Raw genomic sequence first — 23,955 nt, 5'->3', positions numbered from 1 at the left:
ATCTTTTTTGACAAAAACGTCAAAAAGGCGCTTGACGGGGACGGCTCCCTGACTTAAAAACCGCCTCGTTCCGAACGATACGGAACACCACAAAATACTTGTGGCGGAGTAGCTCAGCTGGTTAGAGCAGCGGAATCATAATCCGCGTGTCGGGGGTTCAAGTCCCTCCTCCGCTACCAATAACAGAAAAGCCCGATCCGATGGATCGGGCTTTTCTGTTATGTGGCTAACGCGGGGAGAGGACTTAACCCCCGCGGGTTCGCGAGAAAGCGACGCAGGCAGCTTTCGAGAGACGTTGCGCAAACCGCGCAACGGTCCGCAGGGCGAAAGCCCAAGGATAAAAAGCAGCCCAAAGGCTGATTTTTACAATTCCCTCCGACCTTTTGTCTGTGCGGTGATTTAATGTTGTGTCGCTAAAATAAATCTGTCCCCATTTTCTGTATCTGTCTCCATTTTCTGGAGACATCCGTATACTCAAAGCAAGGCTTGAGCGCGGATGTCGTCGCGCTGCAGCGAAGGGCCGGGTCGGGCGCATCGCCATATCAAAGCCAGATACTGATTTCAACTCGATGACCCTAGGAGGTGTTCGTGAGGAAATCTGAAATATTCGTCCATTTCATGAAGGCAAGAGATCAGTCTTTCGAAGTTTTCCCGCAATCGGGGGGCATCGCTTGTTCTATCACAGGGGGTATTAGCAATTGTCGGTATTGCTGCTCGACGTTTCTCGACTGCTTCAATATGCGCGACAATGGCAATGAGTAAGTGGCTTGTTCTTGCAACCATCTTGGCAAGATCTCTGGGCAATGGTTCGTTGCCGACCAGAGCTTTTTGGATCTCTGGCACAGCGTTTCTAAGAAACGTTCCGGCGGCACTGTAAAAGTTTCCATCGAACCGGGTTTGCAAAACCTCGTTGATTGCCGCGATCCCCTGTTTTCGTTGACTGTCGGTTCGTACCCCAAACGAAAATGCATTGCGCTCTTCGATAGCGCGTTGCTGGGTTGTGGCGGCTCTGTAAGCAAGCAAACCACCTACAAGGCCGAGTGCTCCGGCAGCAAGGGTCTCCCATTCCAGGCCGCATCGAAACGCTGTGAAGCCGTTGGCGGCGAACACACCAACGACAACGCCGCCAAGTGTTGTTCCGATCAGCGGTATCGCGTCACTACTCTGTGGGAAGTTCATCTTGGGTCTATTCCTAAGCTGCTGAACGACCGAACTTCGGCGGTCAAAGCCAGTGGGGCACACTATCTCAAAGGGGGCGTGATGGGTGTCATTCGAGGAACAGGGGACAAGGAAAACGAGACAGATTTATTTTCCCGCCATTAAAGCGCCTTCCGCCCTGCTTCCTCAAGAAAACTTGAAACTGCGCGCTTGCCGTATTTCGCCTCAATCAAGTCAATCAGGTTGGCATCAAGGGTGAGGTTGATCCGGCGTTTTTTTCCCGGAATAGTCGCGGTGATGGCAACGATACCAACCGCACCATCATCAAGCTCGACGACCGGCGAGGGGACGGGGATATCTTCGCCGTCTTCATGCATGCCCTCAATGTGGAAGTTAAGGGCCTCTGTACCCAACTCCACCAATTCCGTCATTGTATCTGCTGCGCTGACGCAACCCGGGAAATCCGGAAAGGAAATCCCGAAGCCGCCGTCATCGTCAGTGTGGACCAAACCCCAATAGGTCTGTTTCATTCTGTTGTCATCCTGTTTCCATTTCCCGTAAGGAACCGGGAAGCCTTTACAGCAGTTTAATACCCGATTGCCTTTCAATGCTTTTGACGGTGCCCTTTGGGATCTCCCGTTTGGGATGAGGCACTGTAACGCGGCCCGGTTTTGTCGGGTGCGCAAGCTGGTGATGACTGCCTTTTGTGCGAACGATTTCCCAGCCGTCATCTTTCAGCCGTTTGAGTATTTCCCTGCTATCCATGGCCTCCTTTCTTTTCGTTATGCGCATTATGCGTATAGTGAGAGAACAAGTCAATGTTAATGCGCGTAATGCGCATTAGTTGTCTTTATTACCAAGGTGCCGCACCAACCGCCCATCAATCACCGCCAACCCAACCCCGATCACGCCCATTCCGATGATGTGTTGCACCAGAAGCGTTTCACCAAGGAAACCGACACCGAGCAATATCGCGCTGACCGGGATCAGGAAGGTGACGAGCAGAAGGTTGGATGCCCCGGCGCGTTTGAGGATCGCGAAATAGAGGATATAGGCAAGCGATGTCGAAAGGGCGGCGATGCCGAAGACTGCCATCAGGGTTTCGGGGGAGGGCACCGGCAGGGTCCAGGGGCGGTCGATGATCGCGGCAAGCGGGATCAGCAGGATGCTTGATGCACTGGTCATGCCGGCTGCGGTCAGGATCGGGTTCATGCCGCCAAACCGTTTGCCAAACACCCCGGTGCAGCCATAACAGAATGTCGCAAGCAGGATGGCAAAGGGGGCAAGCGGTGCCAGTGCAGAAGCCGGTTTAAGGGCGTTTTCGCCCTTGGCGGCAATGGTTTCACCACCCGGCGGGCCGATGATCACCACCACCCCGGCAAAGCCGATCAGCACACCCAGCGCCTTGCGCAGATTGAGCTTTTCATTGTCGGTGGCGATATGGGCGATGACGATGGTGAAAAGCGGGGTGGTCGCATTGAGGATGGCGGCAAGGCCGCTTGCAATATGGGTCTGTCCCCAGACAATCAGCGAAAATGGCACCAGATTGTTAAACGCACCCATAATGACAATCGCGCCCCAGAATTTCGGATCACGCGGGATCGGGATGTGACGGAGCAACACCACCCACCACAGGATCAGCGACGCAATCGTCACCCGGCACAGCACAAGCGTAAAGGGCGGAAGATCTACAAGCGCGATTTCGGTAAAGAAAAACGATCCGCCCCAAAGAACCGAAAGAATGAGCAACATCGCCCAGCTTGTTCCATCCATCTTGAGATCGGGCAGGCGTTGTGGCTGTGTGGGCATGGGGCGGGTTTCCTGTTTGCGCAAATGTCCCTGACGGGTGGCCGTGGCCTTGGGCGAGGAGGCAGTGGCGGCAAGGCGGTTGCTGTCATCTTGCGGATAAACAGGTTTGCCTGATTGATGATTTTCTTCAAGCGCAAAGCGTTTGGGCGTGATTTCGGTAGGGAGCATGATTTTGTCCGTTCTTTGCTGGTGCTTGCCGGGCTGGTGCTTTTCGGGCGGGGACGCCCCGGTGACACGCAAAAAAATAGGCGAGCAACAATCTTGCTGCTCGCCATTTTCGGACCTGAAGCCTGATGACCGGTATTGAGGGTTATTTGACTGGTGCGGTATTTCCCGGAAGGCGGATGAATTTCGGCAGTTTGGCAAAGATGGTGATATTGCCCAGCAACACCATGGCAAGGCCGGTCGCGCCAATCGGGGTCCAGACATAGCCTTCAAGGAAGGTCGAAACCGTAAGGGCGACAACCGGGAACAGGACAGTGACATAGGCCGCACGCCCCGCACCAACCCGGTTGACCAGCGCGAGATAGGCGATGAACGCCACCACCGAACCCGGAATGGCAAGATACAGCAACCCGCCGATATAGATCGGGTCGGTCGGCATCACCGGTGTCTGGCCGCGCAAGGTGGCAAAGATAAACAGCAACACAGTGCCGTAAATCATGCCGCGCGCAACCGCATCGCGATTGGGAATGCCCATGGAATGCAGCTTGACCGATACCATGTTGCCGCAACTGAACACAGCTGTCCCGCACAGGGCCAGCAACATGCCGGTGATCGCATGGGGATTATGCGAAAGCGCGTAAATCTGATTGGCAAACAGGCAGGCAATCCCGCCAAGCCCGAAGGCCGCACCAAACACAAAGCGCACACCTGGACGATTGCCATAAAAGGCCCAGTTGCCCAGCGCATTGAAAATGGTCGAGGTGGTGAAAATCACTGCCACAATGCCCGATGCGATATAGGCGGTGGCCGAATACATCAGGATAAAGTTGATGCCAAAAAGCCCGCAACCCAGAAGCACGATCCACGGATGGGCGCGCCATGGCACCGGGCGCCATTTGCGCGACAGCACCAAAAAGCCGCACAGCACGGCCGCGGCAAGGGCAAAGCGATAGAAGATCGAAATTTCAACCGGGATCGGACCGATCTGAAGCTTGATCGCATACCAGGTAAAGCCCCAGCAGAATGTAACAATGGCAAATAAAAGGGCAGTCATTTCGGGGCTTTCAAACAGCGTGGCGCCGTAACGGCACATAAAGGGGAAGCGTGGTGACGCAAGAAGGGCTTGGTTGTGCAACGGCCATGTGGGGCATAACCGTCATGCCCGATTAAGCCATAAGCCGGGATTTTGTTCTTTCACGTTCTTGCGGTGTTTTGGGGTCGGTTGACGAAAATCTCAGGGTTATCGGCTATTGCAATTTTGTGGGGGCTTGGCCTTGATTATGCCGTCCGGTTATAGGGGCCGGACCATCAGCAAGAAAAAGCATGATCATGAATTACCGGGAAGGGGAGCCGGATGAACGGGGAATGGCAACCGGAACTGCGGGCCTTGCGATACTTTGTCAGTGTCGCCGAAGAAAAAAGTTTCACCCGGGCGGCAAACCGCCTGCGCATCGCACAACCTGCATTGAGCCGTCAGATCAAGCGGCTTGAAGAAGACCTTAAGGTGCAGCTGTTTACCCGCACGGTACGCGGGGCGGACCTGACCGAGGCGGGCGAAATCCTGTTGCGCCGTGCCTATCTGATGTTCAATCAGTTGCAGCAAACCCATCATGACATCACCATTCATTCAACCCATCTGGGCGGGGTGGTGTCGGTGGGGATGCCGCCGACACCGGGGGAATTCATCGCCCCGCGTCTGCTTGAACGCAGCAAGGCGCTGTATCCCGATATCGAATTGCGCTTTGTCGAAGGCTTCAGTGCCGATCTTGAACAGAAAATGGCCAACAACGAAATCGGGGTTGCGGTCATGCATGACCCGACCCCGCGCGATGATATCCAGATCACCGAACTTCTGGTCGAACATCTTTGTCTGGTCGGGCGATCGGGCACGCTTTCAAAGCCGTCCTACAGCCTCAAAGAGGCCGCAAGCTATCCGCTGATCATGCCGAGTCGACCGAATTTCCTGCGCATTCTGGTCGACAGCTATGCCGAAAAGCATGACGTGTCGCTCAATATCGAAACCCGATCGGACGGGATCGGCCATACCAAGTCGCTGGTGCGCTATGGCCACGGATTCACGATCCTGACCTATGGGGCGATCATTTCCGATGTGCAAAGCGGGGTACTCGAAGCCATGCCGATTGTCGATCCGGCAATCACATGGCGGCTTTGCGTGGCCATGCGCATGGATCAGGGACGCAAACGCACCCTGAGTGTTGTCGAACAGATGATCCACGAGATCGTTGATGATCTGGTTGCGGCCGGTATCTGGAAATAGCCATGCCGCAAAGGTATGGGAAGCATAATTACATAGTATTTGAATTATAGGTCGCGGCGCGACTAATCAATGAGGACCGGCAGATGGGCATCTGTCGCAAACAAGAAGATTGGTAACCAGGCCCACGCGGCCCAGGGAGGAATGATGAAACGTTTTGGTAAAGGCGGGATGATTGCATCCGCTGCAATGGCGATGGTTGCGCTTGGGGTTGCGACCACTTCTTTTGCAAATAATGCATCGGCAGAAACCTATAAATGGCTGACCTTCAAGCCGCAGGGTGCTGGCGACGCACAGGCGATTTCGACCCAGTGGTTCGTTGATGAATTCAAAAAACGCACCAATGGCGAACATGAAATCGAAGTTTTCTGGGGTGGTTCGGTTGCCAAGACCCGTGAAATTCCCGATGCGCTCAGTGCTGGCGTTGGTGAATTCGGCGATATTGTCACACCGTATTTTGCCGATAAATTCCCGCTCAATAACGCCGTTGGTTTCTTCATTCCGCAGCCGAATTCGACGATCGAAATCGCGCATCTGATGGAAAAATGGCACGCCAAATATCCGCAATTCAGCCAGGAACTGGCCAATTACAACCTTAAGGCCGTCGGGTTCCGTCCGCTTGAAAGCTATGGCCTGCTGTGCACGTCACCGATCCGTTCGCTGGCCGATCTCAAGGGCAAGCGTATCCGTACCTATGGCTTTGCCTATCCGGCACTGGTCGAGGCACTTGGCGCAACCCCGGTTTCGATTGCAACGTCGGAAGCTTACGAAGCACTTGAAACCAGCATCCTTGATTGCACGCCGATTGGTCCGGCGCTGGCCTATGGCTGGAAATATGACGAGGTTGCCAAATACTATATCGAAATTCCGCTTGGCGCGTCATTCGGTCACCTGATCGCGATGAACCTTGATACCTACAACGCCATGGATGATGCCACCCGTGCGGTGGTCGACAAGCTCGGTCAGGAATATGCCGATGCCTATAATGACGAGCTGGAAAAAACCATCAAGGACGTCCGTGCCGGCTGGCCGGCCAAGGGGGTTGAAGTCATTCAGTTCCCGAAAGAAGAACTGGTCTCCGTGATCAAGGACGAACGCATCCAGGCTGTCCGTCAGGAATGGATCGCGCGCGCCGAAGCCGCGGGCCTTCCGGCCCAGGAAATTGTTTCGGAACTCGAATTCTAAGAGTTGCCGACATTCACCGTCCCGGGAATGCCCGTTTCCCGGGACGGGTTTGGCACCATGAAATGTGGTGACGCGGATTAAGTGGAGTTTCCATCAATGTCGTTGTTCGAACGGATCTGCCAGTCCTATGGCCGGTTCCTGCGCGGCTGCGGATTTGTCGCAGGCTACACAACCTTTGCCATGATGATGCTGGTTGTGGCCAATGCAGTGTCGCGCTTCTTATTCAATTCCCCGGTGCAGGGCGCCCTTGAAATCACCGAAACCATGTTGACGGTCCTGGTGTTCCTGTCGCTTGCACTGACCCAGTATGAAGGTGGCCATATCAAGGTCACCGTCGTTCTTCAGCACATGCCGGTCTTTATGCAAAAACCGTTGCGTTTGTTTGTTCTCGCACTGGGCTGCGTGTTCTTTGCCTGGTGTGCACAGGCGGGCTGGGAATTTGCGATGCGGTCCTTTGCGATCAATGAACAGCAATGGGGATCGGTTCGCTATCCGCTTTATCCGGTCAAATTTGTGATTTTCTTCGGACTGACGATGCTTGCCATTCAGTTTGCACTCGATTTCATGCGTGAACTGATCGGGTCTGCGCCAAACAAGGAGGCCGTGGGCCAATGACGGGGCTTGAAATCGGATCTTTGGGCATTGTGGCCCTGTTTGCCGCCATCCTGTTTGGCGCGAATGTGATGGTTGCGCTTGGTGTTGTCGGCGCGGCCGGTCTTGCGGCCCTGGTCGGGACCAAGGGGGCGACCGCCATGCTGTCGACGGTGTTTTTTGACACCACGCACAGCTTCCATTTCAGTGTTATTCCGCTGTTTTTGCTGATGGGCTTTTTTGCGATGCGCGCGGGCCTTGGCGAAGACATGTTTGAAGCCGCCACCAAGTGGCTTGGCAATTTAAAGGGCGGACTTGCGATTTCGACCACGATGGGGGCGGCGGCATTCGGTGCGGCGTCCGGATCAAGTGTCGGGACTGCCACGGTCTTTACCAAGCTTGCCCTGCCGGAAATGCTCGCACGTGGCTATGACAAACGTCTGGCATCGGCATCGATTGCCATTGCCGGGACGCTGGCCGTGATGATCCCGCCCAGTGCGCTTGTGGTGGTCTATGGCATCCTGACGGATTCAAGCATCGGCGGTTTGCTGGTTGCCGGTGTCATTCCCGGCGGTGTCTTTGCGGTTCTTCTGTGTATTGCGACCTATTTGACCGTGATGCGTAATCCTGATCTGGCGCCGGTTACCGCCACCAATGTCCCGATGAAGGAAAAGCTTTATTCCCTTCGTCTGGCCGGGCCGCTGCTGTTTGTCATCATTTGCATCATTTCCGGGCTTTATCTTGGGGTTTTCACCCCGACCGAGGCCGGGGGCATTGGTGCGGGACTGACCTTTGTTCTGGCAATCATGCGTCAGCGCAGTATCCGCAAACTGGAACTGAGCAAAACCTTGATGGATACCATCAAGACGTCGGGCATGATTTTCGCGATCATCATCTGTGCGCTGGTCTTTTCGAAATTCCTGGCGCTCAGCGGTGTGGCCAATGCGATTGGCGGTTTCCTGATCGGGCTTGAGGTCAATCGCTGGATCGTCGTTCTGATCATTGTCGGCATCTATTTGCTGCTTGGCATGATGATGGATGCCCCGGCATTGCTGGCCATCACGCTTCCGATCACCCATCCGGTGATGATGAACCTTGGATTTGATCCGATCTGGTTCGGGGTGTTTGTGGTGTTGCTGGTGGAAATCGGCGCGGTCACACCACCGGTCGGGATCAACTGCTTTGTCGTGCAGGCGGCCTCTGACGGGCGTGTGCGTCTCGAAGATGTATTCCGCGGATTGTTGCCCTATATCGCGGCCGGTTTTGTGATGTTGCTGTTGCTGTGCCTGTTCCCGCAAATGGCGCTGTTCCTGCCAGAATCGATGAATTGAGGATCGCAGGATGAATTCAGCACAAAACCTTTTCCCGTTTGACGGCAAACTGCCCGGACCGAAATTGTTGCGATCAACCCTGACATCCCCGTTCGGGCGCAAGGTCCGCATTGCCATGGATGTTCTGGGATTGTCCGGACGGATTGACGTTCAGCCCGCCGACACCCGTGATCAAAGCGACACCCTGCGTCAGCAGAACCCGCTTGGCAAAATTCCGTGTCTGATCCTTGAAGATGGCAGCATTCTTTATGACAGCCGGGTGATCATTGAATTTCTTGATCGCTGGTCGGGACAAAACAGACTGATCCCCGAGGCGGTGGATGAACGGGCCCGTATATTGACCCGTGCGACCCTTGCCGACGGGATTGCCGATGCTGCCTTGTTGATGGTCTATGAAGGACGTTTTCGTGATCCGTCACAGATTTCGGAAATCTGGCTTGATCATCAGCGCGGTAAAATCAGCCGGGCGCTTGATGCGATGCAAACCGCTTTGCCCGATCCGCGCAAAACCGATGTGGTGTCGATCAGTCTGGCCTGTGCGCTGGGATATCTTGATTGGCGCCAGCCGGTTGAATGGCGGCAAACCTATCCGGTGATTGTTGACTGGCTTGACGAATTTGCGGCTGCCGAGGCGGCCTTTGGACGAACCGAACGCCCCGCGGAGATCCCGGCATGACCCGTATTGCATCCCTGCAACCCGAAAACCTGACCCCGCGCCAGAAAGAAGTGTATGACGCCATTGCATCCGGTCCGCGTGGCCGGGTGCGCGGGCCGCTTGCCGTGTGGCTCAATCGTCCGGATCTTGCTGATCGGGCACAGGCACTTGGCCGGTATTGCCGCTATGATTCCTTGCTTGAACCACGGCTGTCGGAACTTGCCATTCTGGCAACTGCGCGTGTCTGGAAATCCGAATTCGAATGGGCCGCGCACAAGGTCATCGCCCTTAAAGCCGGTATCAGCCCCGACATTGTCGAGGCGATCCGCACCGACCGGCAGCCGGTCTTTGAAAACGAAGACGAAGCGGTGGTCTATGACTATGCGATTACCCTTCATACCGAACGCCATATTGGCGACGAACTTTATGCCCGCGCGGTCAAGGTTCTTGGTCAGGAGGCGGTCGTCGATCTGACCGGTATCCTTGGCTATTACACGCTGATCTCCATGACGATCAATGTGTTTGAACTGCCGCCGCCCGACGGGGCTGTACCCGAACTGGAATAGGGTTTCGGGACCACACTGTTTTTGACATCAATACCAACGAGGATGGCCATGAATACTGCGCCCATCACCTATAAACCTGCGCCAACGCAGCCGAAATTCACCATGCCCAAAGGCGCTTGCGATACCCATTGTCATGTTTTCGGTCCTGCTGCTGTATTTCCCTATTCACCGCAAAGCAAACTTCAGCCGGGCGATGCGCCCAAGGAAACGCTGTTTGCCCTGCATGACATGATCGGCATTGAAAAATGCGTGATTGTGCAGTCGGGTGTGCACGGGTTTGACAACCGCGCCATGCTTGATGCCATGTACGCCCGCAAGGGTGATTATCTTGGTGTTGCGCTGTTGCCGGTAACGGTCGAAGACGACGAAATCCGCCGTCTGGATGATCTGGGCGTTCGCGGCATCCGGTTTAACTATATGGCCCATCTTGTGCCCGGGGCATCGATTGACGAGCTTTTGCGTCTGGCCGATCGTCTGGCCAGAGTTGACTGGCACCTGCAAATCCATATGGAAAGCAGCCTGATCGAAGGCATGGCAGATGGTCTTGCCAAATCAAGCGTGCCGGTGGTGATTGACCATATGGGGCGCGTGGATGCTTCCCTTGGTCTGGATCAGGCACCGTTCAATGCATTGCTGCGCCTGATGGAAAACGATCATCTTCTGGTCAAGGTGTCGGGCTGTGAACGCGCATCGCGTCAGGACGCGCCATATGGCGATGCGGTTCCGTTTGCACGTACCCTGGTCGAACGGTTCCCGGACCGTGTTCTGTGGGGGACAGACTGGCCACATCCGAATTTCCGGGCCGATGCGCCTGATGACGGCGTTCTGGTCGATCTGATCCCGGAAATCGCCCCGACTGCCGAATTGCAACAGGCACTTCTGGTCGATAACCCGCATCGTTTTTACCGTTTTGACAAATAAGGGGGCCGGTATGACAAGACGCCTTGAAGGACGTATTGCAATTGTAACCGGTGCCGGATGTGTCGGGCCGGGCTGGGGCAACGGGCGGGCAACGGCGGTCCGTTTCGCTGAGGAAGGGGCAAAGATCTTTGCAGTTGATCTGAACCCGGACGCGCTTGAAGAAACCATCGAACGGACCCGCAATGTCGGCGGTGAAATCGTCGGTCATATCTGTGACATCACCGATGGTGATGCGGTTGCCGCGATGGTTCGCGCCTGTGTCGATCATTTCGGGCGGGTCGATATTCTGGTCAATAATGTCGGCGGCTCGGCCAAGGGCGGACCGGCTGACATGACCGAAGATGTCTGGGACAAGCAAGTCGATTTCAATCTGAAAAGTGTCTATCTGACCTGCCGCAATGTGCTGCCGATCATGGAAAAACAGCAAAGCGGGGCGATTGTGAATACGTCCTCGACCTCTGGTATGCGCTGGACCGGGGCGGCGCAGTCGGCCTATGCGGCAACCAAGGCCGCCGTCATCCAGTTTTCCAAGGTGGTCGCGGTGGAATATGCCGCCAAGGGTGTTCGGGTAAATACCGTTGTGCCCGGGCAGTTGCACACCCCGATGGTCGAAGCCCGCCTTGCCGGGCAACGGGCTGGCGGCGATGTCGATGCGTTGCTGGCGCAACGTCTTGCGCGTATTCCGCTTGGGTTCATGGGCGATGGTCGCGACACCGCCAATGCGGCGCTGTTTCTGGCATCGGACGAGGCCCGCTTTATCACCGGGACCGAAATCGTTGTTGATGGCGGCATGACGGCGCGCTGTGACTGATCAAATGAACTTGTAAATTTCTACCGGACAATAAACTTCCTTCTGCGTCATGCAGTGTGCGGCGATGGGCCTTGGCTCATCGCCATTCTTTTTTTCCGGCTTTTATATATTCTTGCGCAATTCAGGGCAGGGATGCGTGGAACGGGCTTTGCAACCGGCAAGGCCGGTGCGATGATCACATTCTGGAATTTCAGGATGCCTTGATGTCAGAGCCGCTTGCCACAGAATGTGCCGGATCGGGTTTTCAGCCCAACGGCCGCTATCAGAAGTTTGAAGTCTTCAATCAGTTGATCGGGGATGCTAATCTGCTGCGCGCGGGGGATTTCGGTGACGGCATTTCGGCGGCCCATTGGCGGCGCAAGGCCCATGTCACCACCAGATATACCGACCCGGATCATCACACGATCAGCCTGTATATCAATGGCGGAACAGGCATCCAGCGCCAACTTGGTCCCGATCCGGTGACCGGTGGCGGACCGGGGCGCTGTTGCCTGATGCCGGCTTTCATGACGTCGGACTGGCTGGTTCAGGGTGAGGTGGAGTTGTTCCACCTTTATATCCCCCATGCCGCCTGGGAACGGGCGGTGGTCGAGGCCTTCGATATCGAACCCAATGCGGTCGAGGTGCCCGAGAAAACCTTTTTCCTTGATCCCCTGATCGAACAGACCGTGCGTCAGGCCATGCTGCCGCTTGACTGGAATGTGCCGGCCGACCGAATGGCCATGTCCAATGCCGGGCAATTGTTGATGGGGCATATGCTGCGCAGTTATTCGACGCGGCGCGATCTTGGCTTTGCGGTGCGCGGCGGATTGTCCCCGGTCGTCAAACGGCGGGTTTTCGACTTTGTCGAAGCCCATCTTGACCAACCACTGACCATCGAAGATCTGGCAGAAGTTGCCGATTTGTCGGCTTACCACTTTGCGCGGATGTTCCGCAAAACCGTGGGCGAGGCACCCCACAAATTTGTTTTGCGCCAGCGTATCGAACGCGCCATGGAAATGTTGCGCGATGACCGGGCATCTGTTGCCGAAATCGCTCTGGCCACCGGGTTTTCAAGCCAGGCACATCTGACCACACGGTTCAGCCACTTTACCGGTCTGACCCCGGCGAAATACCGCAATATTGCCCGCTGACGGCGGGGGATAGAGGTCTGCGTATCAAATCCCTTCTGCCTGTCGGCTTTTGATCCAAAATCACTGTGTTGCATGACCAGAAACCGGCGGGGTGTTCCCGTGTTCCCGGATCAATGCCACCTGTCTGGGTGCTTGGGTGCTTGGGTGCTTGGGTGTTCGGTTGTTTGGTTGGTTGTTGGGCTGTTTCGCACGGCGTGCGCCAGCCTGCTCGAAACGCACATAAAGCGGACGGCAATTTGACCATCAGCACGCACATTTTTGCCGCGCGGCATATCCCGAAATAACACCGGTTTTCGGGCCGAGTGGCAGTGCATCCTGACCGCTATTTGCGTGTTGGTTGATTACAAGCGCGCCGATCATAAAACATATAATCAAAATAAATAATTGAAATTAAACGATTTTTACAAGTTGAGAAATCCGTTGACAAGATCGCTGAATCGTAATTAGGATTTCACAACAACTAAAATATCAATTTAGGCAAAATGCCAATCCAACGGGAGGACATCCAAATGAAAGTGACTGTGAAAACACTCGGACTCTGTGCCGTACTGGCCGGTGCGGTGGCGCTGGCGGTGCCGGCAACTGCGGCAACCACGCTTCGGATCGGAACGGTTTTGTCGCCGAATGATCCGATGGGCCAGGGACTTGAAAAATTCAAGGCCGATGTGGAAAAGGCGACCAATGGTGATGTGATCATCGAGGTGTTCCACAACTCGCAGCTTGGCGATACCACCGAAATGATCGATCAGGCCCGCGCGGGTGCGGCGGTCGGCACCGTGACGGATGTGGCCCGTCTTTCAAGTTTTGTACCGTCACTTGCCATCATGTCGGCGCCATTCCTGTTTGATACCTATGAAGAAGCCGACAAATTTGCCCTGTCGCCGGAATACATCGCCTGGGGTGATGAGTTGCGCGAAAAATCCGGTCTCGTGATGATCGCATCGAACTGGTATCAGGGCGCACGCCATGCCCTGACGCAAAAGCCGATTTCAAGCCCGGCCGATCTTTCCGGTGTGCGTATGCGGACCATCGGTGCGCCGGTCTGGATCGAAACCATTCGTGCCATGGGGGCAGAACCGACCCCGATCGCGTGGGGCGAAGTTTACACCGCCTTGCAGCTTGGCTCGATTGATGCTGCCGAAGCCCAGCCGACCGCCATCTGGAATGCCAAGCTTTATGAAGTGATCAAGAACGTCACCAAGACCGGTCACATTCAGCTGGTTACCGCCCTTGTTGTCGGGGCGCAGGCGTGGGATGAAATTTCCCCGGAAAACCAGAAAATCGTGCGTGATCTTGCCGTTGAAGATGGCCGTTACGCATCCCAGTTGACCATCGAACTGGGTGAAAAGGCACTGGCCGATGTTGCCGCAAGTGGTGTGACCGTCAGCGACGTCGATCTGGCCCCGTTCAAGGAGGCTGTCGCACCGGTTTACAAGATGCTTGATCTCGAAGCAGAAGCCGCGACCGTCAAAAAGGTTCTGGGCCGCTAAGTCACACGGCCTGACCAATCTGCCTTGCCTAGGTGCGTTGCCTTGCGGTTTTCGGGGCAACGCACACCAAACATCAGGATGGAATTGAATACATGCTCAAGCGAATTGAGTTTGCCTGTGCCGGGGGGCTTCTTGTTGCTGTTGTTGTCCTTGTGGCCATTGCGTCGGTTGCGCGCGCCATGGGATCGCCGATCATCTGGTCGGTGGAAATGGCGCAATTGATCTTTGCCTGGCTTTGCATGCTGGCAGCCGATATCGCCATGCAGGAAGACCGCCATTTCGGCCTTCAGGTTTTGCAGGAAATCTTTTCGGCGCGCACAGTTGGCCTGATCGAGATTTTCAACATTCTCGTGGTCATCGGTTTCCTTGGATTTCTGCTCTATTACGCGTGGGGCAATATGATCCTGATGCATCCGCGCCTTGTTGGGGCGGCCCAGATTAATGCCTCCTACATCCATGCGTCGATGGTGGTCGGTATCCTTCTTATGATGCGAACCATGGTGTTCCAGCTTGTTCGGCGCATTCGGACACGGGGGACCATCTGATGTTGATATTGATTGCTGTTCTTTTTGCGGTTTTCCTGATTATCGGTATGCCGGTGGCGTTTGCGCTGGGCCTGGCATCCATTCCGGTCTTTGTCGTCAGTGGCGCCATGCCGCCAACCGTGGTCATTCAGAAAATGGTGACCGCGACCCAAAGTTTCCCGTTGCTGGCTGTGCCGTTCTTTATTCTGGCCGGGAACCTTATGAATGTGACGGGGATTACCTATCGCCTGGTGAAATTTGCCCGGCTTCTGACCGGCTGGATGGCCGGTGGTCTGGCACAGGTTTCAATTGTGCTCAGCTTCATGATGGGCGGCATTTCCGGGTCCGCTGTTGCCGATGCCTCGATGGAGGCGCGCCTTCTTGGTCCGAGCATGATCAAACAGGGCTATTCCAAGGCCGCCACGGCAGCTGTTCTGGCATTCGGGTCGGTCATTACCGCAACCATCCCGCCCAGCATCGGGTTGATCCTGTTTGGTTTTGTCAATGAAGTATCAATCGGGCGCCTGTTCCTTGCCGGAATTGTGCCGGGTATTTGCCTGACCCTTGTTCTGATGGCGACATCGTGGTTTGTGGCGCGCAAAAACGGCTATCAGCCGGATCTTCCGGAAATGCCGGGCCGTCGCGAATTGTTGAAAAGTTTCTCGGAAAGCATCTGGGCACTGGCCTTTCCGGTGATCCTGATTGTCGGGTTCCGCTTTGGCCTGTTTACCGCGACCGAGGCGGGGGCGTTTCTTGTTTTCTATGCGCTGGCGGTCGGGATATTTGCCTATCGCGAACTTGATTTCACCAAGTTCAAAGAGGCCGTGACAAGTTCGGTTTCCGATCTTGGCATGGTGATGTTGCTGATCATTATGGCGGCGGTTCTGGGCTATGCGATGACCATTGAACGTGCCCCGCAACAGATCACCGAATTCGTCACGACCCTGACCGAAAACCGGGCAATGATACTTGTGCTTGTTGTGGCAGTTCTGGTGATCAGCGGCATGTTCCTTGAAGGGGCGGCCAATATCCTTCTGGTGACGCCGATTGTCATGCCGGTTCTGGTCAATGCCGGGTACGATCCGGTTCACATGGGCATCCTGATTGTCACCCTGATCAATTTCGGCGGTCTGACACCACCGGTCGGGGTCATCATGTTTACGGTCTGCGGCATTCTTGATGTCAAAACCGGGGCTTATAGCCGGGCATCGATCCCGTTCTTTATTGCCATGGTGATCTTTTTCATCCTGATGGCAGCGATCCCGAGTTTGACGTTGTTGTTGCCCAATGCATTAATGTAATCAGTGATCTCAAGGATTTAGGCATTCAAAGAATTGCCAGGGAGATAGATGAAAATGAACACATCTACGAACGGACTGATTGGGATCCATGATGGCGGGATCAAGGGCAACGCCCATGTCCCGGCCTCGGCACTGGTGTATGAAGATATCCGCAACCGGATCATTTCACTGGCGCTGTTGCCCGAAACGACACTGGTACGTGCCGAACTGGCCGACAGTTTCAAGGTCAGCCAGTCACCGGTGCGCGAAGCGATCATGCGTCTTGAGCAGGACGGACTGGTCGTGTCCTATCCGCAGTCGCGCACCGTGGTCACCAAAATCGACGAGGCCCGCATCCGCGAAGAACATTTTCTGCGGGTTGCCGCCGAATGCGAAGTGGTGCGCCAGCTTGCCGATATCAAGGAATCCGCCGCGGTGACCAAGGCCAAGGGCATTCTTAAAATGCAGGAAGCCCTGGTTGGAGACATCGAACAGATTGATCTGTTCAAGCAGCTTGATGACAGCTTCCATGCCGCTTTGTTTAACGGGGTGAACCAGTCCAACCTGCATCTGCAAATCACGGCGCGCAGCGGTCATCTGGCGCGGGTGCGAACCCTTGATCTGCCGCGTGCGGGCAAAATGGTGTCTGTCCTTGAAGGCCACAAGGCCGTCATCGACGCCATCCAGTCAGGCGATGCCGCCACGGCCGTTGCCGAAATGCGTCAGCATCTGTCTGGCACGATGGAACGTTTGCCACTGATCATCGAAGAAAACAGATCGCTGTTTTCCTGATACCGCGTTTTCCGAACCCCGATGGTGGGGTGTTGCTGAACTGGTGCGTAGCAGAAGACCGCTACGCACCATTTTTTTATGCACGTTTGGCAAGTTTCCAGATCCCGGTCTGCGCGGTCTGTCGGGCATAATCGGCAAGCGATGTCGGCATGCGGCCAAGGATATGCTCGATATCCCCGGTTGGCGCGCTGTTGCGTCCGTCAAGAACTTCGGAAAACAAATAGGATATCAGGCTGCGGAAGTCCTGCGGAACGCCGTCGCTTGCCAGTCCGGCATCAAGCTGGTCAATCGTGATCGGGACGAAATCGATCTTGCGGTTGGCACTGTTGCCAATGATCGATGTGACGTCTTCAAAAGTCAGGGCTTCGGGACCGGACAGTTCATATGTCTTGCCGATATGGTGCGGATCAAGCAGGCAGGTTACCGCACAATCGGCAATGTCATTGGCATCAACAAACGGTTCGGGAATATCACCCGCGGGCAGGGCAAGGGTGCCGGCCTGGATATAGGGCAGGAAAAGATCTTCGCTGAAATTCTGAAAGAACCAGTTGGCGCGCAGAATGGTGGCCTCTGCACCGGATTGAAGCAGTACCTGTTCAGCACGGTGGGCGGCTTCTTCGCCGCGTCCTGACAGCATCACAAGACGTTTTGCACCATGCTTGAGGGCGGCTTGCGCAAAACGGGCAATGGTTTCGGCCGATCCCGGAACCGCCAGATCAGGCTGGAATGTGATGTAAACGGCATCAACATTGCGCAAGGCGTCATCCCAGCTTTCCGGTTTGGTCCAGTCAAATGCAGGGGACGTGCTGCGTGATACAGCGCGAACGGAATGTCCAAGGGCGTTCAGTTTTTCCGCGACACGGCGGCCGGTTTTGGCGGTCGCGCCAAGAACCAGAAAACGGGGTTGTGTGGTCATATTGCTTGCTCCTGAAGGGTAAAACAAAATGTGAGTAATCCTCACATTTGCCAAATGTGATAAATCCTCGTATTTTGATCGTCAAGAGAGTTTGGCAGTCACAAGCCCGTGAACGGCGCCGTATACGGCATGTCCCAAGGGTTAAAACAGGGCGTAACCAATTGTCGGAAAACGCGAAAAAAATGCGCAAGGCACCCACACAAAAAAGAAGTCGCGAACGTGTGGAAAATATCCTGAAAGTGGCCTGTGAGCTGATCGCAGCCCAGGGAAGCGATGCCATGAAGATGGGCGAACTCGCCCAAAAGGCAGGAGTCTCGATCGGATCGCTGTATCAATATTTTCCCGACAAGGCATCGGTCATTCATGCCCTGGCGGATCGCTATAACGACGAATCCCGTCACTGCATCGAAGACGCATTGGCAGACGTGTCATCAAAAGATGAACTTGTTCGTGCGTTTGATCAGCTGATTGATACCTATTACGAGCTGTTTCTGGCCGAACCGGTGATTTGCGATATCTGGACCGGCACCCAGGCCGACAAAACCCTGCGCGATATGGAAATGGAAGTCAGCCGCGCCAATGCCGCCATGCTGACCAAGGCGATATTGCGCATCCGGGGAAATGATGGCGATGCCAGTACGATCGCCGCGCGTTGTCTTCTGATCATGTATAGCGGCGAAGCCACAATGCGGCTTGCCATTTCGGTGCCGTCAAAAGAAGGCCGGGAAATCGTTGCCAGCTATAAACGCATGGTGGGGCGCGAAATTACCGATATGACGCGCGTGTGATTTACGGGCATCAGGCGGATTTAGCCTGATAGGGGCCATCGCCCGGCCGACCCAGCAGGAAGCCCTGCACATAATCGACATCATGTTCGATCAGGAAGTCGAGTTCTTTCTGACGTTCGATCCCTTCGGCAATGACTTCGATTTCAAGCTGTTTTGCCAGTGCAATCAGCTTGCTGACAATGGCCTGTTTGTAATTGTCATGGTCAACATGATCGACCAGTTCGCGGTCGATCTTGATGATATCGGGGCGCAGTTCGGGCAACATGTTCAGGGTCGAATAACCCGATCCGACATCATCAAGCGCCACCCGAAAACCGGAATTGCGATAGGACTGCAAAATCGCACTCAGATGTGCTGTGCTGCGGACCTTTTCGGTCTCGATGACTTCAAACACCACATTCTTGCGGTCAAGATTGCATTCCTCGACAACGTCGATGGTGGATCGCAGGCAGGAATCCGGATCATAGATCGAACTTGGCGTGAAATTGATGAACAGGTTCCCCGAAACCCCGGCCCTGGTGGCGTTGCGTACATTGGCTGCGCGCGCCGCACGGTCAAGCTGAAACAACAATGTGGCTGATTGCGCTGCTTCAAACAGCTGGCCGGGATTGATGACGCTGCCATCGCGCGCCGCCCCGCGAATAAGGCATTCATGGGCATAAGGGGTGCCAAGATCACCGATCGGAAAGATCGGCTGAAATGCCGAATTCAGGCGATTTTCACGCAACAGATCACCGAGCCATTCCGCACCGATCGCGGCGCGAATGGCCCCCAGACTGGTGACGCGACTGATATCGTCAATGTCGGGTTTCTGGCCTTCTGCCATGATCAGAGCTTTGGTGTCGGCCAGTTCTTCGGGCAGAAGATCCTTGGCGATGGTGTCGATCAATTTGCGCAAGCCCGGACGACTGTAATGGATCGAAAGGGTGGCGACACTTGGCGTTTTATCGACCGACAGCGAAATCGATTTGGCACCGGCAAGAATTTTACCGGTGGTATGTGCCACCGGTGGCCACAGATAAAGTGTGCCCAGACGTGGGGCAATTTCCGGAACCGCGTCGCATTTTTCGCAGTATGTCACCTTCTTCTCCCCGTCGGGTTGTCACATGGCGGTCTGGCCATCAGGCCGGGTGGCTAAATTCCAATATTGTAATTTTTACCATACGAGATGCGCTGATTAAAAGTTCAGGAAGAAAAATATATTTTTCAAGACGATAGGGCGCTTTTTCTGTGTGGTACAAGTCGATGAAATTTCACCGGCGTCGGCGTGTTTTCAATCGTCGGCTCATGTCCTGTCGCCTGTGGCTGTTTGCAATGGTCAAACGATTTGGTTCAATCTGAAAGTGAATTCGGTTCAGTCAAGACCGACCAGCATCCTGCAATAGGCTATGAAATGCTGCGCCTATAACAAAGGTTGTGGTTTTATTGTCACAATCTCGTGATCTTTGGCATTCATATCAACATTTGTGCTGTGCGATAAGTTTTAAGTGACTTATAGTCGTTTTGTGCTTGGGGAGGGGGCGTGAGATTATTTGATCGCATCCAGGGACAGATGAATGACGCAGTCAAAAAAGGATATTGCCGGGGATCTTAAGCGGGCAATGTCAGCAGCCGACTTTGATACGGCTGCCAAAATTGGTGCCCGTATTTTGCGGCTGCATCCAAGACGTACTGATATCGAGATTATGACTGCTGTCAGCGAGTTACAGGGGAAAAATCCTGCGTCTGCCGGTCCGCGTCTTCGCAAACTGTTTCGCACTGTCCCGACCAATGACAGACTGTTCACGGCTGTCGCCCAGAATCTGCTGCAATATTCATATCTTACAAGTGACTTTTGTTCATTCGAGTCGGTCCTTGAGGAGCGCCTTCGCGCTGCACCAAAGGACGGATTTCTGGCCTTTTTGCTTGCCGATGTCCTGTTTCGCGCAGAGTCACATGTCAGTCCCGGAAAATGCGTTGCACCTAAACTTTCGCGTGCTGTTTCGGTGCTGAAAACCGTTGGGGAAAGCAGTTCCCATTTCAACGATGCGCAGACATTAATGGCGCGTATTCATTTGCATCAGGAAGATCACGCACAGGCTTTTGCTGTTCTGGAAAAGGCGGTTGCGCGGCAACCTGGCAATCTTGAATTGCGGGTGGTTCTGGCATCAAGCTACGCCATGGCAGGCGAGGTCGAGCAGGCGGTATCAACCAGCCTGTCGATTATCAATGATCGTCCCGGATATTCAGCCCAGCCTTATATGGTCATTTCCTTCATGCGGCCCCAGGCCATGCCCGAGGATGCTGTCAAACATCTTGAGGCGATCCTTCAGAACCCCAAATCAGACAGTTCTGAAAAATACAAGGCCGCCTATGCCCTGGCCAAGATCGCCGAAACCGAAGGCGATATGGAACGGGCCTTTGCCTATTACGGTAAGGGACATGCGGCCAACCGCGCCGCCCGCCCGTTTGATATGGAACGCGAATTGCGTGAAATGAAGACGCTCGAAGGCATGGCACGTCAGGCCGCCGCAACGGATATGTCATCGGGCGATGTGATGGCACTTGATGCCAAGGGCCCCAAACCGATCTTTATCGTCGGTATGCCGCGATCGGGAACGACGTTGACCGAACGCATTCTTGGTGCGCATCCCGATGTGTATGCGGCCGGTGAAATCGGTGATTTTGCCAAGGCGGTCAATGATGTCGTTGGCAAAGGCCGAATTTCCGAACAATTGTCGCGTATTGATGACAAGGCCGCGCGCAAGATCAGAAGCCAGTATCTGGAAGCAATGCGTTCCTATGCCCCGGAAAAACGATTTGTCACCAACAAGACACCGGCCAATTTTGTGCGCCTTGAAATGATCCGCCGGGTATTTCCCGACGCACCGATCATTCATACCCATCGTCATCCGCTGGCAACCTGTTTGTCGGTTTACACGACACCCTTTGCCATTCCGATGCGCTATTCCGATGATCTTGGCGAACTGGCCGATTACTATCGTGCTTATGTCGGGCTGATGAATGTGTTCTTTGAAACTGACCGCAATGGCATGCTTTATGATCTGTCCTATGAGGATCTGGTGGCCAATCCGGACGTTGTCGCAAAGGACTATCTGGCGCATTGCGGGCTGGACTGGCATCCGGAATGTCTTGAATTTTACAAGACCGATCACACGGCCACCACGGCCAGCATGATCCAGGTCCGCCGGCCGATTTTCAAGGACTCGCTTGGCAAATGGCAACGGTTTGAACCCTATATCGGCCCGTTGGCGACGCTTGTTTCCGATGCAGACGAGACAAAGGTCAAGACAGCACAGAAATCGTCACGCAACGCGGTTGCTGCGTGACGTGGCTGGGGCTTCGGGTTAGAAGGTATTCATAGCAAAAAATACCGACAGATCCGGAGCGTCCAAATGACCCTGTCCATTCCAAAGGCCGAATTGCATCTGCATCTTGAAGGGGCCCTGACGCCTGCGCTGGTGCGTAGCTTTGCCAAGCGCAACAATCTGACCCTGCCTGATGACATCTATGATGAACAGGATCGTTATATCTGGGACGATTTTCCGGAATTCCTCAAAAGCTTTGACAAGGCCAGTGCAGCCATCCGCACCAAGCAGGATTATTCGGACCTGACTCACTTTTACCTGACCGAACAGGCAAAGGTTGGCGCGCTTTATGTCGAGCTTTTCTGTTCACCAACCCATGCAGCTGATTGTGGTCTTTCCTACGACGAGCATCTCGAAGCGGTGGTCGATGGCATTGACCGTGCCGAAAAGGAAACCGGGATTACCGGCCGGATCATCATGACCTGTGTGCGCCATGTAGGTGGCGATATCGCGGTAAAGGTCGCGCGCGAAACAGCAGATTGCGGGCATCCCTATATTGTCGGTTTCGGCATGGGCGGGAATGAAAGCATGTTTTCGCAAGAAACGTTTTACCCGGCCTTCAAGATCGCGGCGGATGCGGGGTTGGGCTGCACCACCCATGCTGGCGAGGTACAGGGACCGCAAAGCGTCTGGGATGCGATTGACAAACTGCCGGTAACCCGTATCGGGCATGGCGTGCGGTCAATCGAAGACCCGAAACTGGTCGAAACACTGGCAAAGCGCGGAATTGTTCTGGAAGTCTGTCCGGGATCAAATATTTCACTGTCGGTCTATCCGGATTATGCATCCCATCCGCTGCGCAAATTCCATGATTCCGGGGTGAAAGTCACATTGGGATCGGATGATCCGCCCTTCTTCCACACCAGCCTGGCCGAGGAATATCAGCGTGCCCAGGATGTGTTCGGTTTCAGTGATGCCGAATTGCTGGGGGTAACGCGCACCGCGATCAAAGCGGGTTTTGTTGATGACGCGACCAAGGCAAAATTGCTGGCCAAACTCTAGGCCCGGTTTTTATGCAAAAATCAAAAGAGCGCCCGGTGTGATTGCCGGGCGCTCTTTGTTTTATGGGGGGGGCTTTACCAGGGCGTCTTGCCCAGAAGCTTTTCGCCAAGCGGGGTCAGTTTCGCCCGTTCATAGCGGGTCTGTTCCCAATTGCGCGGATCACCGGGAAAGGCATAGCCGCGCGCAGGCAGCCGTTCGGACCAGCTTTTAACCCGCCAGTCGACAAGATCCTGTTCCTCCGGGGTGGCTGGCGCCATGGAAATATATTGCGCGATGCGGGCCTGATCGGACCGGTTGGCGCGAATGCCATGAGCCAGCAGGCTGTTGAAAATCACAAGATCCCCGGCCTTCATGGCAATGCGTTTGGGTGTATAGGGCACCGTATCCATATCCGGGCGGAACGGATCACGATCCGCAGGGGCGGTTTTGCGCCATTCTTCGAAATTCGCAAACAGATCGGGTACGCACTGGAACCCGCCCATGTCATCGGTGGTATCAACCAGTGACAGCACACCTTGCACATTGATCGGCAGCGGATCGGCACTGGTATCGGCATCCCAGTGAATGAAACCGTCAAAGGCACGCGTGCCCTTGTTGGGCGTATTGAGGTTGGCACGATCAATCGAGACCCAGAGATCGGTACGATCCCAGATATCGACAAAGGCGTCATAGACTCGCTGGGTCTGGCGGTTATCCCAAAGGGTCTGGTGATTGTAAATCTCGACCATGCCGGAATTGTTCAATTCCTTCATCGCATTGTCGCGCATTTGCGGGCGGCCCCAGCTTTCCGGATCGTTGGGGTCCATTTCTTCGAATTCCCACAAAAGATCGACGGTCGCCTTGACCTGTTCGGCGGGGACTGCATTTGGAACAACCACATATCCATATGTCTGCCAATGCGCAAAATCGTCTTCGGACAGGACGCGCAACGGAAGTTTCTTTTTCAGATCGCGCAGCTGTGTACCGCTGACTTCCTTGGTGGATGCATTTCCCGGACGGTCACTGTTCGGGGCCATGGTGGGCGTCATGGTTGGGGCATTGGCAAGCATGGACATGATGTTCCTCCGTCATCCTGTTTTGATCTGGAAAAATTAAAACAGGATGACGGGCACCTGCACACTGACAGGGCGGACAAAGAATGATACTATTTGGCCAAATTAATCCAGATTGTGTTCCGTAAAGGCATGGTTGCGAT

24 protein-coding genes and 1 tRNA gene are annotated in these 23,955 nt (G+C 54.8%); 17 read left to right on the top strand and 8 right to left on the bottom strand.

The features are described 5' to 3' along the window. Window positions 1-102: 102 nt before the first annotated feature. A tRNA-Met gene (locus CU041_RS15805) sits at window positions 103-179 on the top strand. 382 nt (window positions 180-561) lie between these two features. Here the strand turns inward: CU041_RS15805 and CU041_RS15800 are convergent. From CU041_RS15800 to CU041_RS15780, 5 genes are all read right to left on the bottom strand, one after another. Then, window positions 562-1,179, bottom strand: coding sequence for a hypothetical protein (locus tag CU041_RS15800; RefSeq protein WP_101247647.1), 618 nt, complete (start codon window positions 1,177-1,179; stop codon window positions 562-564). 140 nt (window positions 1,180-1,319) lie between these two features. Beyond that, complete coding sequence (locus tag CU041_RS15795) at window positions 1,320-1,688, bottom strand: type II toxin-antitoxin system HicB family antitoxin (protein ID WP_101247646.1); 369 nt, start codon at window positions 1,686-1,688, stop codon at window positions 1,320-1,322. 46 nt (window positions 1,689-1,734) lie between these two features. Next, on the bottom strand, window positions 1,735-1,923 hold the full coding sequence (locus tag CU041_RS15790) for a type II toxin-antitoxin system HicA family toxin (RefSeq protein WP_101247786.1): 189 nt from the start codon (window positions 1,921-1,923) through the stop codon (window positions 1,735-1,737). A 75-nt stretch (window positions 1,924-1,998) separates the two neighbouring features. Next, entirely contained in the window at window positions 1,999-3,135 is a 1,137-nt protein-coding gene (locus tag CU041_RS15785; protein ID WP_233433133.1) for a DMT family transporter, read from the bottom strand. Between the two features lie 142 nt (window positions 3,136-3,277). Then, entirely contained in the window at window positions 3,278-4,186 is a 909-nt protein-coding gene (locus tag CU041_RS15780) for a DMT family transporter (protein WP_101247784.1), read from the bottom strand. A 300-nt stretch (window positions 4,187-4,486) separates the two neighbouring features. Here CU041_RS15780 and CU041_RS15775 point away from each other — a divergent pair, with 300 nt between their 5' ends. The 13 genes from CU041_RS15775 to CU041_RS15715 all read left to right on the top strand — a co-directional run bounded on the left by CU041_RS15775 (window position 4,487) and on the right by CU041_RS15715 (window position 16,686). Further along, entirely contained in the window at window positions 4,487-5,410 is a 924-nt protein-coding gene (locus CU041_RS15775; RefSeq protein WP_068518517.1) for a LysR family transcriptional regulator, read from the top strand. A 144-nt stretch (window positions 5,411-5,554) separates the two neighbouring features. After that, window positions 5,555-6,592 (top strand): C4-dicarboxylate TRAP transporter substrate-binding protein, encoded by a 1,038-nt coding sequence (locus CU041_RS15770; RefSeq protein WP_068518516.1) that lies wholly within the window; start codon window positions 5,555-5,557, stop codon window positions 6,590-6,592. A gap of 96 nt (window positions 6,593-6,688) precedes the next feature. Then, complete coding sequence (locus CU041_RS15765; protein ID WP_068518515.1) at window positions 6,689-7,207, top strand: TRAP transporter small permease subunit; 519 nt, start codon at window positions 6,689-6,691, stop codon at window positions 7,205-7,207. Beyond that, the gene (locus tag CU041_RS15760; protein WP_068518514.1) at window positions 7,204-8,514 is read left to right on the top strand and encodes a TRAP transporter large permease; all 1,311 of its coding nucleotides are present in this window, start codon (window positions 7,204-7,206) and stop codon (window positions 8,512-8,514) included. The genes CU041_RS15765 and CU041_RS15760 overlap by 4 nt, the downstream gene beginning before the upstream one ends. 10 nt (window positions 8,515-8,524) lie before the next feature. Further along, window positions 8,525-9,190: a glutathione S-transferase N-terminal domain-containing protein gene (locus CU041_RS15755; protein ID WP_068518513.1), complete on the top strand. Its 666-nt coding sequence runs from the start codon at window positions 8,525-8,527 to the stop codon at window positions 9,188-9,190. Then, window positions 9,187-9,735, top strand: coding sequence for a carboxymuconolactone decarboxylase family protein (locus CU041_RS15750; RefSeq protein ID WP_101247645.1), 549 nt, complete (start codon window positions 9,187-9,189; stop codon window positions 9,733-9,735). Before CU041_RS15755 ends, CU041_RS15750 begins: the two co-directional genes overlap by 4 nt. Window positions 9,736-9,783: 48 nt before the next feature. Beyond that, complete coding sequence (locus CU041_RS15745) at window positions 9,784-10,656, top strand: amidohydrolase family protein (protein ID WP_101247783.1); 873 nt, start codon at window positions 9,784-9,786, stop codon at window positions 10,654-10,656. A 10-nt stretch (window positions 10,657-10,666) separates the two neighbouring features. Continuing rightward, window positions 10,667-11,467 (top strand): SDR family NAD(P)-dependent oxidoreductase, encoded by an 801-nt coding sequence (locus CU041_RS15740; RefSeq protein ID WP_068518511.1) that lies wholly within the window; start codon window positions 10,667-10,669, stop codon window positions 11,465-11,467. A gap of 203 nt (window positions 11,468-11,670) precedes the next feature. Next, on the top strand, window positions 11,671-12,600 hold the full coding sequence (locus CU041_RS15735) for a helix-turn-helix domain-containing protein (RefSeq protein WP_101247644.1): 930 nt from the start codon (window positions 11,671-11,673) through the stop codon (window positions 12,598-12,600). Window positions 12,601-13,109: 509 nt separating this feature from the next. Then, on the top strand, window positions 13,110-14,090 hold the full coding sequence (locus CU041_RS15730) for a C4-dicarboxylate TRAP transporter substrate-binding protein (protein WP_101247643.1): 981 nt from the start codon (window positions 13,110-13,112) through the stop codon (window positions 14,088-14,090). Between the two features lie 92 nt (window positions 14,091-14,182). Then, window positions 14,183-14,635 carry a TRAP transporter small permease gene (locus CU041_RS15725; RefSeq protein WP_101247782.1) on the top strand — a complete coding sequence of 151 codons (453 nt, stop codon included), beginning with the start codon at window positions 14,183-14,185 and terminating at the stop codon, window positions 14,633-14,635. Then, window positions 14,635-15,915, top strand: a complete 1,281-nt coding sequence (locus tag CU041_RS15720) for a TRAP transporter large permease (protein ID WP_082817781.1) — start codon at window positions 14,635-14,637, stop codon at window positions 15,913-15,915. The genes CU041_RS15725 and CU041_RS15720 overlap by 1 nt, the downstream gene beginning before the upstream one ends. A gap of 54 nt (window positions 15,916-15,969) precedes the next feature. Continuing rightward, window positions 15,970-16,686 carry a GntR family transcriptional regulator gene (locus CU041_RS15715; protein WP_068518721.1) on the top strand — a complete coding sequence of 239 codons (717 nt, stop codon included), beginning with the start codon at window positions 15,970-15,972 and terminating at the stop codon, window positions 16,684-16,686. Between the two features lie 76 nt (window positions 16,687-16,762). Here CU041_RS15715 and CU041_RS15710 read toward each other — a convergent pair whose 3' ends face one another. Continuing rightward, the gene (locus CU041_RS15710; protein ID WP_101247642.1) at window positions 16,763-17,602 is read right to left on the bottom strand and encodes an SDR family oxidoreductase; all 840 of its coding nucleotides are present in this window, start codon (window positions 17,600-17,602) and stop codon (window positions 16,763-16,765) included. A 182-nt stretch (window positions 17,603-17,784) separates the two neighbouring features. On the opposite strand from CU041_RS15710, the gene CU041_RS15705 reads away from it, so the two are divergent. Continuing rightward, the gene (locus CU041_RS15705) at window positions 17,785-18,390 is read left to right on the top strand and encodes a TetR/AcrR family transcriptional regulator (RefSeq protein ID WP_170310276.1); all 606 of its coding nucleotides are present in this window, start codon (window positions 17,785-17,787) and stop codon (window positions 18,388-18,390) included. A 10-nt stretch (window positions 18,391-18,400) separates the two neighbouring features. On the opposite strand, the gene CU041_RS15700 is transcribed toward CU041_RS15705, so the two are convergent. Further along, entirely contained in the window at window positions 18,401-19,471 is a 1,071-nt protein-coding gene (locus tag CU041_RS15700) for an EAL domain-containing protein (protein ID WP_101247640.1), read from the bottom strand. A 475-nt stretch (window positions 19,472-19,946) separates the two neighbouring features. On the opposite strand from CU041_RS15700, the gene CU041_RS15695 reads away from it, so the two are divergent. Together CU041_RS15695 and CU041_RS15690 are read left to right on the top strand one after the other, a co-directional pair. Then, window positions 19,947-21,719, top strand: a complete 1,773-nt coding sequence (locus CU041_RS15695) for a tetratricopeptide repeat-containing sulfotransferase family protein (protein WP_101247639.1) — start codon at window positions 19,947-19,949, stop codon at window positions 21,717-21,719. 66 nt (window positions 21,720-21,785) lie between these two features. After that, window positions 21,786-22,760 carry an adenosine deaminase gene (locus CU041_RS15690; protein ID WP_101247638.1) on the top strand — a complete coding sequence of 325 codons (975 nt, stop codon included), beginning with the start codon at window positions 21,786-21,788 and terminating at the stop codon, window positions 22,758-22,760. 74 nt (window positions 22,761-22,834) lie between these two features. Here the strand turns inward: CU041_RS15690 and CU041_RS15685 are convergent, their stop codons facing one another. Then, a complete protein-coding gene (locus tag CU041_RS15685) occupies window positions 22,835-23,815 on the bottom strand; it encodes a phytanoyl-CoA dioxygenase family protein (protein ID WP_101247637.1) in 981 nt (326 codons plus the stop codon). Window positions 23,816-23,955 lie beyond the last annotated feature (140 nt).

Source organism: Thalassospira povalilytica, from assembly GCF_002844235.1.
GTDB classification, from domain to species: Bacteria; Pseudomonadota; Alphaproteobacteria; order Rhodospirillales; family Thalassospiraceae; genus Thalassospira; species Thalassospira povalilytica.
This window is presented reverse-complemented; position numbering and strand designations above follow the sequence as displayed.

Coding starts and splice junctions, on each gene's coding strand:
- CU041_RS15765 (WP_068518515.1), top strand. CDS start 6,689: ATGTCGTTGTTCGAACGGATCTGCCAGTCCTATGGCCGGTTCCTGCGC.
- CU041_RS15745 (WP_101247783.1), top strand. CDS start 9,784: ATGAATACTGCGCCCATCACCTATAAACCTGCGCCAACGCAGCCGAAA.
- CU041_RS15695 (WP_101247639.1), top strand. CDS start 19,947: ATGACGCAGTCAAAAAAGGATATTGCCGGGGATCTTAAGCGGGCAATG.
- CU041_RS15705 (WP_170310276.1), top strand. CDS start 17,785: ATGCGCAAGGCACCCACACAAAAAAGAAGTCGCGAACGTGTGGAAAAT.
- CU041_RS15755 (WP_068518513.1), top strand. CDS start 8,525: ATGAATTCAGCACAAAACCTTTTCCCGTTTGACGGCAAACTGCCCGGA.
- CU041_RS15715 (WP_068518721.1), top strand. CDS start 15,970: ATGAACACATCTACGAACGGACTGATTGGGATCCATGATGGCGGGATC.
- CU041_RS15710 (WP_101247642.1), bottom strand. CDS start 17,602: ATGACCACACAACCCCGTTTTCTGGTTCTTGGCGCGACCGCCAAAACC.
- CU041_RS15795 (WP_101247646.1), bottom strand. CDS start 1,688: ATGAAACAGACCTATTGGGGTTTGGTCCACACTGACGATGACGGCGGC.
- CU041_RS15780 (WP_101247784.1), bottom strand. CDS start 4,186: ATGACTGCCCTTTTATTTGCCATTGTTACATTCTGCTGGGGCTTTACC.
- CU041_RS15785 (WP_233433133.1), bottom strand. CDS start 3,135: ATGCTCCCTACCGAAATCACGCCCAAACGCTTTGCGCTTGAAGAAAAT.
- CU041_RS15760 (WP_068518514.1), top strand. CDS start 7,204: ATGACGGGGCTTGAAATCGGATCTTTGGGCATTGTGGCCCTGTTTGCC.
- CU041_RS15750 (WP_101247645.1), top strand. CDS start 9,187: ATGACCCGTATTGCATCCCTGCAACCCGAAAACCTGACCCCGCGCCAG.
- CU041_RS15735 (WP_101247644.1), top strand. CDS start 11,671: ATGTCAGAGCCGCTTGCCACAGAATGTGCCGGATCGGGTTTTCAGCCC.
- CU041_RS15720 (WP_082817781.1), top strand. CDS start 14,635: ATGTTGATATTGATTGCTGTTCTTTTTGCGGTTTTCCTGATTATCGGT.
- CU041_RS15730 (WP_101247643.1), top strand. CDS start 13,110: ATGAAAGTGACTGTGAAAACACTCGGACTCTGTGCCGTACTGGCCGGT.
- CU041_RS15800 (WP_101247647.1), bottom strand. CDS start 1,179: ATGAACTTCCCACAGAGTAGTGACGCGATACCGCTGATCGGAACAACA.
- CU041_RS15770 (WP_068518516.1), top strand. CDS start 5,555: ATGAAACGTTTTGGTAAAGGCGGGATGATTGCATCCGCTGCAATGGCG.
- CU041_RS15685 (WP_101247637.1), bottom strand. CDS start 23,815: ATGTCCATGCTTGCCAATGCCCCAACCATGACGCCCACCATGGCCCCG.
- CU041_RS15775 (WP_068518517.1), top strand. CDS start 4,487: ATGAACGGGGAATGGCAACCGGAACTGCGGGCCTTGCGATACTTTGTC.
- CU041_RS15690 (WP_101247638.1), top strand. CDS start 21,786: ATGACCCTGTCCATTCCAAAGGCCGAATTGCATCTGCATCTTGAAGGG.
- CU041_RS15725 (WP_101247782.1), top strand. CDS start 14,183: ATGCTCAAGCGAATTGAGTTTGCCTGTGCCGGGGGGCTTCTTGTTGCT.
- CU041_RS15790 (WP_101247786.1), bottom strand. CDS start 1,923: ATGGATAGCAGGGAAATACTCAAACGGCTGAAAGATGACGGCTGGGAA.
- CU041_RS15740 (WP_068518511.1), top strand. CDS start 10,667: ATGACAAGACGCCTTGAAGGACGTATTGCAATTGTAACCGGTGCCGGA.